This is a genomic window from Paraglaciecola sp. L3A3 (assembly GCF_009796765.1).
Taxonomy (GTDB): domain Bacteria; phylum Pseudomonadota; class Gammaproteobacteria; order Enterobacterales; family Alteromonadaceae; genus Paraglaciecola.
The window spans coordinates 3,146,683-3,161,516 of record NZ_CP047023.1; the positions used below are offsets into that span (position 1 = coordinate 3,146,683).

Annotated in this window: 12 protein-coding genes; 10 read left to right on the plus strand and 2 right to left on the minus strand. The window is 38.2% G+C overall.

What is annotated here, in order from left to right:
* Positions 1–95 precede the first annotated feature (95 nt).
* The 8 genes from GQR87_RS13175 (at position 96) to GQR87_RS13210 (ending at position 9,317) form a co-directional block, all read left to right on the plus strand.
* Complete coding sequence (locus GQR87_RS13175) at positions 96–602, plus strand: PTS glucose transporter subunit IIA (protein WP_158970042.1); 507 nt, start codon at positions 96–98, stop codon at positions 600–602.
* A gap of 87 nt (positions 603–689) precedes the next feature.
* Entirely contained in the window at positions 690–1,034 is a 345-nt protein-coding gene (locus tag GQR87_RS13180) for an ArsC family reductase (RefSeq protein ID WP_158970044.1), read from the plus strand.
* Positions 1,031–2,161, plus strand: coding sequence for a succinyl-diaminopimelate desuccinylase (dapE, locus tag GQR87_RS13185; RefSeq protein WP_158970046.1), 1,131 nt, complete (start codon positions 1,031–1,033; stop codon positions 2,159–2,161). The genes GQR87_RS13180 and dapE overlap by 4 nt, the downstream gene beginning before the upstream one ends.
* Positions 2,158–2,832: a M15 family metallopeptidase gene (locus tag GQR87_RS13190; RefSeq protein ID WP_158970048.1), complete on the plus strand. Its 675-nt coding sequence runs from the start codon at positions 2,158–2,160 to the stop codon at positions 2,830–2,832. The genes dapE and GQR87_RS13190 overlap by 4 nt, the downstream gene beginning before the upstream one ends.
* 13 nt (positions 2,833–2,845) lie before the next feature.
* Positions 2,846–3,001, plus strand: coding sequence for a DUF2897 family protein (locus GQR87_RS13195; RefSeq protein ID WP_158970050.1), 156 nt, complete (start codon positions 2,846–2,848; stop codon positions 2,999–3,001).
* A 111-nt stretch (positions 3,002–3,112) separates the two neighbouring features.
* Entirely contained in the window at positions 3,113–3,859 is a 747-nt protein-coding gene (locus tag GQR87_RS13200) for a PKD domain-containing protein (RefSeq protein WP_158970052.1), read from the plus strand.
* 38 nt (positions 3,860–3,897) lie between these two features.
* Positions 3,898–5,715, plus strand: coding sequence for a hypothetical protein (locus GQR87_RS13205; RefSeq protein WP_158970054.1), 1,818 nt, complete (start codon positions 3,898–3,900; stop codon positions 5,713–5,715).
* A gap of 509 nt (positions 5,716–6,224) precedes the next feature.
* Positions 6,225–9,317, plus strand: coding sequence for a TonB-dependent receptor (locus GQR87_RS13210; RefSeq protein ID WP_158970056.1), 3,093 nt, complete (start codon positions 6,225–6,227; stop codon positions 9,315–9,317).
* 122 nt (positions 9,318–9,439) lie between these two features.
* On the opposite strand, the gene GQR87_RS13215 is transcribed toward GQR87_RS13210, so the two are convergent.
* Positions 9,440–10,732 (minus strand): JmjC domain-containing protein, encoded by a 1,293-nt coding sequence (locus GQR87_RS13215; RefSeq protein ID WP_158970058.1) that lies wholly within the window; start codon positions 10,730–10,732, stop codon positions 9,440–9,442.
* Between the two features lie 373 nt (positions 10,733–11,105).
* On the opposite strand from GQR87_RS13215, the gene GQR87_RS13220 reads away from it, so the two are divergent.
* Entirely contained in the window at positions 11,106–11,849 is a 744-nt protein-coding gene (locus GQR87_RS13220) for a SapC family protein (RefSeq protein WP_158970060.1), read from the plus strand.
* A gap of 156 nt (positions 11,850–12,005) precedes the next feature.
* A complete protein-coding gene (locus GQR87_RS13225; RefSeq protein WP_158970062.1) occupies positions 12,006–13,526 on the plus strand; it encodes a tryptophan halogenase family protein in 1,521 nt (506 codons plus the stop codon).
* A 44-nt stretch (positions 13,527–13,570) separates the two neighbouring features.
* Here the strand turns inward: GQR87_RS13225 and astE are convergent, their stop codons facing one another.
* Complete coding sequence (gene astE, locus GQR87_RS13230; protein WP_370459607.1) at positions 13,571–14,599, minus strand: succinylglutamate desuccinylase; 1,029 nt, start codon at positions 14,597–14,599, stop codon at positions 13,571–13,573.
* Positions 14,600–14,834 lie beyond the last annotated feature (235 nt).

Below are 14,834 nucleotides of genomic sequence, written 5' to 3' on the forward strand. Positions count from 1 at the left end.
CACTATTTCACTGATCTTGTTCAGTATTTCTGTTTTATACCTAAGTTGTATTAAGGTTATACTGACTAAATAGACAGATACAAGAATAATTATACATGGCGACATTAGCTAAATTAGTAGAGATTGAGAACATACCTCAACATACCAAGGCATTATCTATTCGAAGTCCAATCAGTGGTACAGTTATGACTTTAGATACAGTACCTAATGCACTATTTCAAGAAAGACTGTTTGGTGAAGGTATAGCCATCAATCCCTCTGGATATCAAGTCATAGCGCCTTTTAATGGTTCGGTTTTGTCTTTTACAACATTAGCTAATCAACTTAGAATTAAAGCTCAAAATGGCTTACAACTACAAATTCAACTGGGCATAGATTCTCATCTTATGATGGCAGAAGGTTTTAAACGAACAGTAAAAACCGGTGATACCTTTAAACAAGGTGATATATTAGCTGAGTTCTCATTAGTCAAAATGAAACAACAATTATCCAGTGTGTTGTGCCCTATTACAGTTATCAACAGTGACAAAGTAAAAGGTATACAAGGACACTATTATTCAGTCATCGCAGGAGAGGATAGTATTCTAACGGTTTATATTTAATTTCGAAAAAATACAGCCCTAACCTTTACCTGAACAGCCCTTTCTCGTTATAGTCCGCGACAAATTGATTTATATAAACGGAATGACATGACTACCCTGTATGGCATTAAAAACTGCGATAGTATTAAAAAAGCCAAAACTTGGTTAACCAATAATAATATAGAATTTACTTATCATGACTACCGACAAGATGGTTTAGATATTGCGTGGTTAACAGAAGCAGAACAAAATCTTGGCTGGGAAGTATTGTTGAATAAACGTGGTACTACTTTTCGCCAATTATCAGAACAACAAAAACAAAACCTAGATCAAGCATCGGCAATTGCCTTGATGCTTGAACAGCCCGCTATGATTAAACGTCCTGTTTTAATTCATCAAGGGCAATACTTTATAGGCTTTAAAGCCGAACAATATGAAGAGATTTTATTATGACAGATTCAGTCATTGGCCTTACCAAAGCCTTAATCAACAAAAAGTCAGTTACCCCAGAAGACGCTGGTTGCCAGGATCTAATGGCAGAAATTCTTCAGCCATTAGGATTTAACATTGAAGATTTGACCTTTAATGACACTAAAAATATCTGGGCACGTAAAGGCACAGAAGATCCTGTATTTTGTTTTGCTGGGCATACAGATGTTGTGCCCTCTGGTCCTGAAAGTGCATGGCAAACACCTCCTTTTACTGCGACAGAAAAAGATGGTTATCTACATGGTAGAGGTGCCGCTGATATGAAAGGTAGCCTCGCGGCTATGTTAGTGGCCACCGAAAAGTTTGTGAAAAACAACCCTGATCACAAAGGCTCTATTGCATTTTTAATCACTAGTGATGAAGAAGGGCCTTTTATTAATGGCACCACTAAAGTGATTGACACCTTAGAAGCCAGAAATGAAAAAATGACTTGGTGTTTAGTTGGCGAACCTTCCAGTACCACAGAAGTGGGTGACATAGTTAAAAATGGTCGTCGTGGTTCTTTAACGGGTGATCTAGTAGTGAAAGGTATACAAGGGCATGTGGCCTACCCTCACCTAGCAAACAACCCTATTCATTCATCAGCATTAGCATTAGATGAACTAGCTAAAACTCACTGGGATAACGGTAATGCTTCATTTCCTCCCACTAGTTTTCAAATCTCTAATATCAATGGTGGCACAGGTGCTGGAAATGTTATTCCAGGCGAATTAAAAGTATGTTTTAACTTCCGCTTTTCTACCGAAGTGACCGACCAGCAGCTAATAGAAAAAGTGACAAATATATTAGATAAGCACGATTTTGAATACGATATTGATTGGACCTTCAATGGCCAACCCTTTCTAACTGACTCAGGAAAGTTAGTTGAAGCAACCCAGCAAGCAATTAAACATTGCACGGGCAGAGAAACAACATTATCAACAGCAGGTGGCACATCAGACGGTCGCTTCATCGCACCAACGGGTGCACAGGTAATTGAATTGGGCCCAGTCAATGCCACTATTCATAAAATAGATGAATGTGTAAAAATGTCTGATTTAGAAACGTTAGCTGACATCTATCAAGATATTTTACAGCGATTATTAGCATGATCCCTAAGTCACATATTGTAGGACAAGATGAAACTTTGTTGGTGGAATGTCAGCAAGGTTTTAAACTATTACCTAAGGTATGTGACGCCTTTCAAAAAATGCAGAGGGCTGCGATTAAAGACGGCATAGACTTACAAATTGTCAGTAGTTATCGCGGTTTTGAGCGCCAGTTACTTATTTGGCAAAACAAATGGTCGGGTAAAACACCGGTTCTCGATATTAACGAAACCCCCTTAGACATATCTACACTTACAGATTTTGATAAGGCCTGTAAAATTTTAACTTGGTCTGCGTTACCAGGCGCCAGTCGCCACCATTGGGGCACGGATTTAGATGTATATGATAAACACGCAGTAGAACAAAGCGAACACAAATTTCAATTGGTTTGCAGTGAGTATGAAGCTGAAGGACCTTGTGCCAAACTCAATATCTGGTTATCTGAACATGCTCATGAGTTTGGGTTTACGCGGCCATATCATCAATATAAAGGCGGTATAGCAGCCGAACCTTGGCATCTAAGTTATTCACCAATCGCCGAACAAATTGTAGCCCAATTAGACTTACAAACTTTACAAGAAACGATAATAAATTCAGACATATATGGTGCAGAAGCTGTGCTCACTAATCTGCAGACTATTTTTAATCGTTTTGTGTTAAATAAAGGGCTTTAAATACAGGAACAGCATGAATACTTGGATAGTCAGCGGCATTATTATTTTGATTTTAGGTTTTATTATTGGCAATATCTTGTTGCTACAACAAACGGCCAAAGACAAACTACCAAAAGTCAAAAAAGATAATAACGCGAATTACGATCGCTTTGAAGATAACGACCAATAAAGTCCCTCACTGACTCTCAAATATTTTCAAATGTTCATAAATTTTCACTGGACACTAATCGACAACTAGCTATTATTTATTCAACTCATAATTGATGAAAAGGAACTTCGCATGTCTTCTGTGGCAACTAAAAAAAACCTTGCTAACCTAACTCTCAGCATAAGCTTACTATTTCTGGTTTCAGCTTGTAGTGAATCGGCCAAGGATAAAATTTCAGAACTAACTAATCAGAGTCCAACAGTCAGTGCCGCTGGCAATATAACCGCTGACGAACAAACGACTGTCACTCTAACGGCTACAGCCAGTGATTCTGATGGTAGTATTAGTCAATATCAATGGACTCAAACAGCAGGCACCAATGTCACCTTAAATGCTTCATCCAGCAATACTGCGTCCTTTCTAGCACCAGATGTGAGCTCTGATGAAACCTTGTCCTTTACTATCGAAGTCGTTGACGATAATGGTGCAACAGATACAGACACAGTTAATGTCAATATTATAAGAGTTAATCAAACTCCCATTGCTGAGGCTGGGCAAAGTGTTAATACCGAAGTTAACCAAAGCGTTACACTTTCAGGGATAGCCAGTAGTGATGGTGACAGTGATCCATTAACTTACACTTGGTCCTTAACCCCCCCAAACGGCAGTAGCACAACCCTTTCATCAGCAAATACTGCCACACCTAGCTTAACCCCAGATGTAGCCGGTGAATATACCGCAACGTTAATAGTAAATGATAGTTATGAAGATAGTCCTGCAGACACGGTAATAATATCGGCAATAGCAACCACACCCGCGGAGCAAATTGAAAGCAGTGTCAGTGGCACTATTTTTCATTTAACACCTCTGGCTCAGTAACAAACATAGAACCTGAAGATGTAAACATAATAGTGACTATGCTAGATGATACTGACCAAGTATTGACTTCAAGCACACCTGAAGCCTCGCAAATTCCGAATATCAATGAATTACGTTTTTCTACCCAGTTAACAGGTTTTGATCCAGCCTATATTAATATAGAAGTTTCTGCTTCTGGATATACCAGTTACTCCCGTCGATTAAAGATCCAAAACAACGTGATTTTTGATGCTAAGTTACAACAGCTTGTTGTAAGCCAAGTTAATGTATCCACAGCACAAACCATTTCTGGGATTAATAATGACGGATTTAATTTTGCATTAGAAGATGAAGGCGGTGCCGGTGGATTAGCCATTAGTATTCCCAGTAGCCTATTACCTGATGACACTACAACACTTTCTGTTGCCGCTAAATCTTATGATCCAAATAACCCAGAAGACGCAGAGTTTTTCCCTGGAGAATATGAAGACTCATCGGGACAGCGACTGGTATCCGTTGCTTTTGATTACGCTGAAGTCAAGACAAACACAGGGGAGCCCCTTGTAAAAGCCATACAAAGGAAACGTGCAGAACGCATTACAACTAGAGGCTTGTCATCTACCAGCACTAAATTAGATGATGAAGAGCCTGTGATTATTAACCGTGAAATTCCAACTGCCAGTTGTCCGATTATGGCTTCACTGGGTGACAGTGACGAAAGTAAAGATGGCTTTCAAGTACCTGTTTACACATCTAACCCTAACACGGGCCTATGGGATTTATTAGGTCAAGGCACTGTTTATGATGGTAATGGCATTCAGGTAGCCGCTAATAATACTGATTTTGATTGCGGTACTCACACTTTTACATTAGAAATAATGGTAACCAATGAGATATTTTTACGTAAATGGTGGAATCTTGATTACCCCCTTGTATTTGAAGAGCCCACTTATATGTGCGCCAACATTCAAGTTCAAAATAATGAGCAACAGGTTTTAAGCAGTACAATAGGATTTTTAAGTGATAAAGATCAATCTTTTGACTTTAGTTCTAGTTACTTTATTACTGACACTAACGGCCGAGCTGATATCAAGGTATTACAGACATCTTCCCAAGCTGATTCAACAGCTGAACTTTATGTCTACAATACTGACAATTTTGGTTATAAAGCCACTGAAATTACCTTAAGCGAGAATTGCGCAAATCCTGAAGTGCAAATTGTCACTGTTGACCGCGCACAGCAATGCCAAGTAACGGGTAAAACTGAGTACCAAGCCGGATCTCCGGCTGTTAAAAACCTAATTTATGCCATCCCAACTGGCGAATTACCTTATGCAGGATACGATTTTGCATTTTCTAATGAGCAAGGTGAATACTTATTAAACCTAAGTTGTAATGCCAATTATACCATTTACGACTACACATCCCTATTACTACAACAAGGTGGCGAGGAATCCAATCAAAGAGATCTTAATGTCGATGGTGTAGTTGATCAAGATGAACAAACTGATGACGGTAGCAGTGTTGTCATGAAAAACTTTACTGTTGGTTTTTATGAACCTTTAATCCAAGTACTGCCTTTAACGTCAAGTGATCAACTCTACATTTATGCCTATTCAACTTTTGGCTCATATCCATTAAATGTATCTATACGTTTTGTTAATGAAGATGGAACCAAGGAATTTGACAAGTTTGAACGGCAATTACAACCTACTAATGAAAATGATGATGCAAATTGGTACATCACTTATAGCTTTAATATTATTGATTATGTTTTCCCAGAAACAGCTGATGATACTGTTTATTTGGAAGTCATAATTAATGATGCATTGGGCAATCAATGGGTGAAAGAGCGCCAGCCAGTTTTAGCAAAATAAAATCAACTTTCATATTTAAAAAAACGCCTTCAAGGAAGGCGTTTGGGTTATCTAGAGATCTAATGAGATACAAGCAAAATAGAAAAGTTTAATCGTAATCGAAGTAATTCAAACAGTAGAAAAGATATCATAACCCTTCGACTTAAATACATCAGTAAATATCTGATTTACTGATGTATTAGATAAAATTAGTTTTCTTCTGAAATACAACAAACAAAAAAAATAACATAAAAAACATTTTACATAAAAAATAAAAAAATTGATAAAACACGCTCTAAAATAATAAAAATAACATTTATTATTCAAATACTTATATACAAAATACAACTCCACCAAACAAAAACACACGATATTATCAAAATTACACACAATGAGCGGTTTTAACAAGCTATTGACATTTATTAACCATAATTTTACCTTTGGAATCGATTACAGTTGAAAGATACTGTTTATCAATGAAGCAATGTACACAACACTGTTAATAAAAAATAACGAAAGGGACAAGTACAATGAGATCACCAAATCAATTTAAAAAATCCGTGCTGGCAACAAGCGTAGGTTTAATGCTTGGTACAGTTACCATGGTTCCCGCCCTAGCACAACAAGCTGACGACACAGAAGTTATTCAGGTAAGAGGGATAAGAGGTAGCCTACAAGAATCAATGAGTATTAAACGTGAATCTAAAGGTATCGTCGATGCAATCTCTGCAGAAGACATTGGTAAATTCCCTGATTCAAACTTAGCTGAATCATTGCAGCGTATTACAGGTGTTTCAATTGACCGTAATAACGGTGAAGGTGACAAAGTCACAGTGCGTGGTTTTGGCGGCGATAATAATATGGTGACCTTGAATGGTCGTATGATGCCAGCAGCCGATGCCTATGGTAATGGCGGCGGCTCGGGTCGTGCATTTAGTTTTGCTAACTTAGCCTCAGAAAGTGTGCGTGCGGTTGAAGTATATAAAACTGGCAAAGCCAACATTACCGCTGGCGGTATTGGGTCAACTATCAATATTATTACTGCTAAGCCGTTAGACAAAGAAGGATTTAATGCCAGTGTCGGCGGTAAGTTATTGGCTGATACTACAGTAGAGCAAGGTGACAGCATAACACCTGAAATATCAGGTATTTTTAGTTATGCCAACGACGACGCAACTTGGGGTGTAGGCTTAACTATCAGTCAACAATCTCGTCATAGCGGTGCTTCACGCGCAGGTACAGGTGGCTGGAACTACGAAACCTGGAATCCTAGCTATAATGCTGATACTGATACTATGCAGTACCAGTCTTTTTCGATCGTAGATGGACCAAACGGTGAAAAAAATGCAGATTACACTAATGGCCAAATAACCAATGTACCTGCAGATGGACAACTGTTTGCTCGCCCAAATGATTTACGTTTTTATCACTCCGACTTTGAACGTGACCGCACCAATGCTCAGTTAACATTGCAATTAGCCCCGACCGAAGACTTTACTGCCACCGTAGATTACACATACGTCAATAACAAAATTCAAGAGCAAGAAGCACAATCAGGTTTCTGGGCCAACCGAAGCTTTAGCTCTGTTACCTTTGATACTGACCAACCTGTTGCCACTATGGTACTAATGAATGAGGCTGTTGGCGGCGCTAAAGATAACACTGCCACACAAATTTGGAGCAACCAAAAAAATACGATTGATTCAATTGGCTTAAATTTAGAATATTTAGTTAATGATGATTTCAAAGTTAGCTTAGATGTACATGATTCTAAAGCAGAAAGTTTACCTGATAACATGGGTGGTATTGGTGCAGGTAGAATGATTGCAGGTTTAGCTTCTCCACTTGGCTTAACCCAAAGTTATGACTTCACTGGCGATATCCCAACATTAGCGGTCACTATTGATGATTGTGCTAAAAGTAGACCAGCAGGATTACCTGAATGTAATGGTGAATGGGACACCACCGATGTGGGAACTAACTTCATGAGAATTGAAGGCTCTTCACAAACCACTGATATTCAGCAAGCAAAACTAGACGGTAGTTACGTCCTTGATGATGGGCAATTCGACTTCGGTATCGAAACTCGCTCTATTGAAATGCATCAACAGCAATCTGGTAGCTTACTTAAAGGTGGTGACTGGGGTATTGCTAATCCAGGTGAACTCCCTCCAGGATCTCTAGAAGAGTTTGATTTAATGGGGTTATTTGACGGTTATGATATGGGCGATCATGGTATTACTTCTTTCCGTGGTAACGCTACTGATATCGTCAGATGGGGCAATGAAAAATACGGCCACGCTTTCTTAACTGAATTTGATGACACTGGTGTACGTGACAACGACCATACTGTCGAAGAAGATGTATTTTCAGCTTATTTCCAGTATTCATTATCGGGTGAAATGGGCGGCATGCAAACCAATGTTTTAGCCGGTGTTCGTTATGAAAGTACCGATGTTAAATCGACTTCTATACAAGCCGTGCCTGCTACTACACGCTGGCAAGATAACAACGATTTTGTCACTGAAAATGGTTCGACGACCAATGGCGTGATGGAAGAAAATAGTTACAACCATGTATTACCTAGCTTAGATATCGATATAGCTGTGACAGATGAGATAAAAGCGCGTATGTCTTTTGGTCAAACAATGTCTAGAGCAAGTTATAATGATCTTCGTGCGTCAATTGGTATCGGTGGTTACAATGCCGCCACATTAGTGGGTGGTATACCTACTGCTACAGCGTCTAACCCAAGCTTAGTGCCGCTATTATCTACTAACTTTGATATATCAGTGGAATATTACTTTGATGATACTAGCTATGTTTCTGTTGGTTATTTTGACAAACGTGTAAGTAACTTTATTGGTAACGAACAAGTTAGGTTATCACAATTCGATTTGCGTGATCCAACAGCGGGCCCACGCGCCCAAGCAGCGGTGGCAGCATTAGCTGATATTGGTGTAACACTCGACGAAACTAACTTATTCGTGATGACGGCTATTTTAGATAACCCACAAGATTTTCCAAATGGCCAAGCAGATTACTTCACTGAAATGAACAAATTTGCTAATCAGTCAGATTTCGAATTTGATATGGGTGCTCGTTATGACATTTACCCAAATGAAGATGATCCACTTTATGAGTTCTTAACTTCACGCCCAGTAAACAATAAAGATGCAAATATTTATGGCGCTGAAATTGCTGCACAACACTTCTTTGCTGATACGGGCTTTGGTTTACAAGCGAACTACACCTTGGTACGTGGCGACGTAAAGTACGATAACACTGCCGCACCTACTGTATCTCAGTTTGCTTTAACTGGTTTAAGTGATACTGCTAACCTTGTAGCTATGTACGAGAAAGACGGATGGCAAGCACGTTTAGCCTATAACTGGCGAGATGAGTTTTTACAATCAGCTGGTACACAGCCTAGATACGTAGAAGAATATTCACAGTGGGATTTCACCGTCAGTTACGACGTGATGGAAGACTTAACGGTGACATTCGCGGGTCTTAACATTACCGATGAAGATCAACGTGTTAACGGTCGTTCTATCCGCACACCTTATGACGTAACCGTTTTAGGCGCTCGTTATACCTTAGGTGCTAGATATAACTTCTAATACCATGTAAACCTAAATGGTTTCTTTGCTCAATTATTCGCAAAGAAACTGTTTTAACTATAAAGAAAGCCGCTATCTAAGCGGCTTTCTTATAATTCATTATCATCTATTAATTAAACTAATTACGCCAAGCTAATGATGCCGAACTTATACAGCACTTGCAGGTAATGTATTGCTTCATTTGGTGTTAAGCCATTAGCTGTTTGTTGCAATGCAATAATTTCAGGAATGCTAAAATTAACAGGCTTAGAACAAAGTCGCTCAAGAATAGGCGCTAAGCTAGTTGGAAATTTATGTATTTCGTTATTAAAAGATATAAGTAACAACCCTTTAAATTCTATATAACGAAGTGGCGGCGCTGCAACAGTGAACAATTGTTCAGGCCCAACCTCTGGTATGGATTTTACTTGAGTTTTACCACTGTACGATGCACGAGTTAAAGAGCGAGCCCAGGGTTCAACAAGGGCATCTGAATTAGCTAAAACTTGCTGGGTTATAGTGTTAAATTCATACAAGCGTTCGCGAACATAAGTTGATACTTCAACGGGTATCTGTCCTTTAATACTTTGTGCAATGACTGGAGGACCTCCTCGCCATTCAGGGTTATTATCTGCAAAACGTTCAAGCATTGGCAAAATATGTTTAAGGTAGTTCTGAGGAGAAAAAGACAAATTTAACGCCATTGAACAACCAATACCACGAGCTGAATGCCAAGCTCCAGCAGGTAAACAAAGAACATCTCCAGGGCTTAGTACAACTTCTCTAATATCCATATCCTGTGGTAAATCACCGGCTGAATTGTTGGTTTTTCCTTTTTGGTAGACCGCATTAGTTTTTGGCCAAGGTTTTGCAGCTTTTGTTGAGTATTTCCATAGTTTTTTCCCAGCTATCTGAATAGTGGTTGCCACTCGGGCATCGTAATGCATGGGGAAACCAGAGCCGTCCTGAGAAATATAACAATTAATACCCACTGTACCGGTAAAGTTAAGTTGACCACAGATAGCAAGTGCCCATTTGGCAAGAAATGGGTCAGCCATTTGAATATTCGATATACAAATCGTTCCACCCGAATTTAACACTTCGACTACCTGACTATGATCAACCTCATTGGCATCATGGGGATCGCCTGAGTCTTCTCCTCCAGCGAATGAGGCTTTTATGTTATATAACTTATCAGGGATATTTTCTCCCCGTTTAAGAGCTTGGTTTAGTTTTTCCCAACTAAAAATCTGTTCGAATTTTTGCTCATAACCTTCAATATGTACCGAGGTTTTCGCAAAATAAGTGTTCACAAACTCTGCAACAGAAACAGGGCTTAAAAGGTCGTTTAACTCATCTCCATTTAAGCTGGGTATTCGTTGTTCTTCTTGTAAAGAACCATAACCAAGTAAAGCGCCGAAGTCAGTTTTCTGCATAGGGTTTTCTTCTACTTATATAAGTCAATGTTGTTTGTTGTGTTGGTATAAATGTTTAAATAGTTGGGGAATTTACAGTATCAATCTTTGTATTCCCCTGTTAGCAAATCATTATACACAAACACTATATTTATAAGTGAAGTAATATATATCAGAAAATTTAACAAACAAAACAGCTCACTTAGCTTGCGATTATTCATATAAAAGAGTGTTATACGATTAAATTTCAGCCAATTATTTTATATGCAAAATATTTGCTTTCAATTTGAATGTTATTTAGTTGTAAATACTTTAAATTCACATTAACTATTACTTATGCTTTTGATTTGATTATGTTTAAATAAAAGTATTATCAACAAGATCTAAAACTACTATGCCAAATCATCAATTACTCAACAATATGACTCACCATGACGTAAAAATCATTACCGACTATTCAACTGACTACGGTGACAATATAAGTACAGTCATGACTTTCCCCACTGAATTTGGTGATATTCAAAAAGAATACCCAATATTTTTTCGCAAATACCCGGATTCTGAAGAATTCCAAGCAGTTGTCATGTTAGGACTATTTCAAAACGACAACTTATTTTTGCAAGCAGGTAATTGGCAAGCTAACTATATACCCGGTGCGATTACACGAGGACCATTTGCAATTGGTTTTCAAGATCAATCGGCAGACGGGGGTTCTGAAAAAGCGCCGGTAGTGCACATCGACATGGATCACCCTAGGGTCAATACCGAAAAAGGCCATCCCGTATTTTTAGAACACGGCGGAAATAGTCCATATTTAGAACATATAAGTAATATTTTCACTCACATGATGGATGGTATCGAAGTGGGAAAAACTATGTTTGCCGCATTCAAACAGTTTGATTTAATCGAACCGATTGAACTAGAAGTGACCTTAGAAGGTGATCAAGTACACAAACTCCATGGCAACTATACGGTTAGTCAAACAAAATTAAACGAATTATCAGCCGAAAATCTACAGGCACTGCACAGGGCTGGCTTTTTAGAAGCAGCTTATCTTGTAAGATCATCCTTGAGCAATATACAAAAATTGGTTAATTGGCAAAATCAAAAAATGCAACAACAAGTTACTTCTGCATAATTTAAGCTCAAGAATAATTAGCCATGAAACACATTGTTGATTGTTTCGTATTCTCTGAGCCAGAAGTCGTGGGTGTACATTTACTCGCTCACAGAAAGAGACTTTTAGGCCTAGCTAGGAAAATACGAATTCGCCAAATTAAAGCGTCTCTTTCAAATGAAATATACAAATAACGGACCGATTGTGAAAAACAGAGACAGACAAAAAATAGTCATAGCAGGCGGTGGCACAGCTGGCTGGATAGCAGCCGCGACTATCGCTAAACAATTGGGCCAAGTGGTAGATGTAGAATTAGTAGAGTCAGATAATATTGGCACCATAGCGGTAGGCGAAGCCACAATCCCAACTATTCGTACCTTTAATCATTTATTAGGTTTAGATGAACAGGAATTGATGCGAGAAACTGCAGCCACTTTCAAATTAGGCATCAACTTCGAAAACTGGCAAAAAATTGGCGAAAGCTATATGCATGCTTTTGGTAAAATGGGACAAGAGAGCTTTTTTGCTGACTTTCATCATTTTTGGCTAAGAGGTTTAAAGGAAGGACATTCAGCTAGCTTTTCCCAGTACAGTATTGAGAGACAAGCCGCCCTAGCTGGAAAATTTATTAAATCAACGCAAGCAGAGTTAAATTATGCTTTACATATCGATGCCACCGCCTACGCAAAGTTTTTACGCCAATACTCTGAAAAAAGAGGTATAAAACGTACAGAAGGCAAAATATCAGCAGTCATTACACACCCTGAAACAGGTTACATCACCTCACTGCAACTTGAATCAGGCGAGCAAATTGAGGGTGATATATTTATCGACTGCACTGGTTTTAAAAGTTTACTCATTGAAAAAACATTACATACCGGATTCGAAGATTGGTCGCACTGGCTACCCTGTGATAGAGCTTATGTTGTGCAATCAAAATTAGTCGGTGAAGCTATTCCTTATACCCGAGCTATTGCCCACCAAGCAGGATGGAGGTGGCAAATACCTTTACAACATCGGATGGGAAATGGTTTGGTTTATTGCAGTCAGTACCTTGCTGATGAAGATGCCAAACAAATGTTGCTAGATAGTATCGAAGGGCAGCCAATTACAGCCCCAAGATTAATCAAGTTTAGTACCGGCCGACGTTTAAAAGCTTGGAACAAAAACTGTGTTGCTTTGGGTTTATCTAGTGGTTTTATTGAACCCTTAGAATCAACCAGTATTCACCTGATCACCAGTGGAATTATCCGCTTTATTCGAATGTTTCCTAAATATCAAATTAACCAATCAGCTGTTGATGAATATAACAAACAAACGAAAGATGAAATGGAAAGACTACGAGATTTTATAATCTTGCATTATAACGTCACAAAAAGAGACGATTCAGAATTTTGGCACTATTGCCGTAACATGCAAATTCCCGACAGCCTAGCCCATCGGCTTGCTTTATTTAAGGAAAATGCCCATGCGATGCAAAAGGATGGAGAAATGTTTAGAGTGGATTCTTGGACTCAAGTATTATTTGGTCAAGGCATTATGCCTGAACAATACAACCCAATAGTGCATGCAATGAGCGAACAGGAATTAGTTTTATTTTTGAGTACTTTTAGAAATAAAATAACAAAAATAGTAGATAAACTTCCCACACATCAAGAGTTTATCAACAATTACTGTAAAACCAATGTGATTAATTAACTTACTGAGTTTACCTTTTATTATGCTGGCTATTAGCACTAATATTAAATACTAGTCGGGATCACTGTTAATAATGCCCTTTGGCCAATTTCAACTTGAGCGTTTGGAAAAACGATCGCTTCACCTGAGTGTGCTATTCGATACTCCTTGCCTGTTTCTGTCGCTATCAAGTGATCTTTGGGGAAATCAGTAAAATTTTGCGTGTCTTCTGAAAAGTTAAAAATGAAATCTGCTTTTTGCTTATTAATAACTTGATTCACTTTATAGATAAAAAAATCTTCTGCAGAATAGGTTTTGAGCATTAATGGTTGATTACAAATGAGCTTTTTTAATGTCGTGACTACTTTTTCAAAACGACTCATTTCATTGAATCCAAACGGCCTCACCCTACCTAATTCAACTGTTAAAGAATGCGCTGAAAATTCATTAGCAGTAAAATAGCCAAAAGCATTAGTCGGACCAGCTGCTAATAAAATAGTGTTTACACCACAAGCTAGCAACATTTGTAATTGCGACTTATACCATTGTTTACCATGTAAATAAGGATATATCGCAAACTTTTCATTTTTAGAAGTGCGTATAGAGGTATGTAAATCGTAGTGTAACCGTTGCTGATTTTTTTCATGTCTCTTGCCTGCGTAAAAATGTCGAACAACTTGTTCAATTTGTTTAACTCGAGTGTATTCATAACTTGCAGTAAAGTTACTCCCTACCCGACTAAACGCATTATTCATATTTTCATCCACAAATCGTTTAGCTAAATCCATTGCTTTTAAATTAGCGAAGATAAACAAGACCCTGTGCCCCACCACTAGTTTGCCTAATAAAATGTCTTTGACAAATTCCTCACAAATTTCTATGGGCGCAGTTTCATTGCCATGAATACCAGAAGATAAAATAATGTCTTTGCTGGTTAAAGATTGAGGTTCAAAACAGATAATGCCCGCTGCATAGATAGTCACTTGTGTATGATCAGCAATGGTAAAACACGAAGGTGATAAAAATGCATCAGGCTTAGCACGAGACAAAGCAAGAAATTGCCCTTGCTCTAATAACTCATTCACTATTTCCACACTTCCCTCATATGAATATTCCAAATTAATCTTAATAAATGAAGAAAACAACAGAATACAGTAACTGATTGTAATCATTTTATTTTAAGAAATATATTACAATTTTTAACAGAAAACACAGACAAAAATAACACTTTCATGAAATCATTTTCATAAAATATAAAAGTAAAACAGAGGTGGGAAAATTAAGGGTAAAACAAACAAATTAAATTTAAATAAACGACAACCCCCAACC

What these genes read in the sequence shown, in the direction of transcription:
- GQR87_RS13210 (WP_158970056.1), top strand. Translation starts at nt 6,225, where the DNA reads ATGAGATCACCAAATCAATTTAAAAAATCCGTGCTGGCAACAAGCGTA.
- GQR87_RS13190 (WP_158970048.1), top strand. Translation starts at nt 2,158, where the DNA reads ATGATCCCTAAGTCACATATTGTAGGACAAGATGAAACTTTGTTGGTG.
- GQR87_RS13200 (WP_158970052.1), top strand. Translation starts at nt 3,113, where the DNA reads ATGTCTTCTGTGGCAACTAAAAAAAACCTTGCTAACCTAACTCTCAGC.
- GQR87_RS13195 (WP_158970050.1), top strand. Translation starts at nt 2,846, where the DNA reads ATGAATACTTGGATAGTCAGCGGCATTATTATTTTGATTTTAGGTTTT.
- GQR87_RS13215 (WP_158970058.1), bottom strand. Translation starts at nt 10,732, where the DNA reads ATGCAGAAAACTGACTTCGGCGCTTTACTTGGTTATGGTTCTTTACAA.
- dapE (WP_158970046.1), top strand. Translation starts at nt 1,031, where the DNA reads ATGACAGATTCAGTCATTGGCCTTACCAAAGCCTTAATCAACAAAAAG.
- GQR87_RS13225 (WP_158970062.1), top strand. Translation starts at nt 12,006, where the DNA reads ATGAAATATACAAATAACGGACCGATTGTGAAAAACAGAGACAGACAA.
- GQR87_RS13175 (WP_158970042.1), top strand. Translation starts at nt 96, where the DNA reads ATGGCGACATTAGCTAAATTAGTAGAGATTGAGAACATACCTCAACAT.
- GQR87_RS13205 (WP_158970054.1), top strand. Translation starts at nt 3,898, where the DNA reads ATGCTAGATGATACTGACCAAGTATTGACTTCAAGCACACCTGAAGCC.
- GQR87_RS13180 (WP_158970044.1), top strand. Translation starts at nt 690, where the DNA reads ATGACTACCCTGTATGGCATTAAAAACTGCGATAGTATTAAAAAAGCC.
- GQR87_RS13220 (WP_158970060.1), top strand. Translation starts at nt 11,106, where the DNA reads ATGCCAAATCATCAATTACTCAACAATATGACTCACCATGACGTAAAA.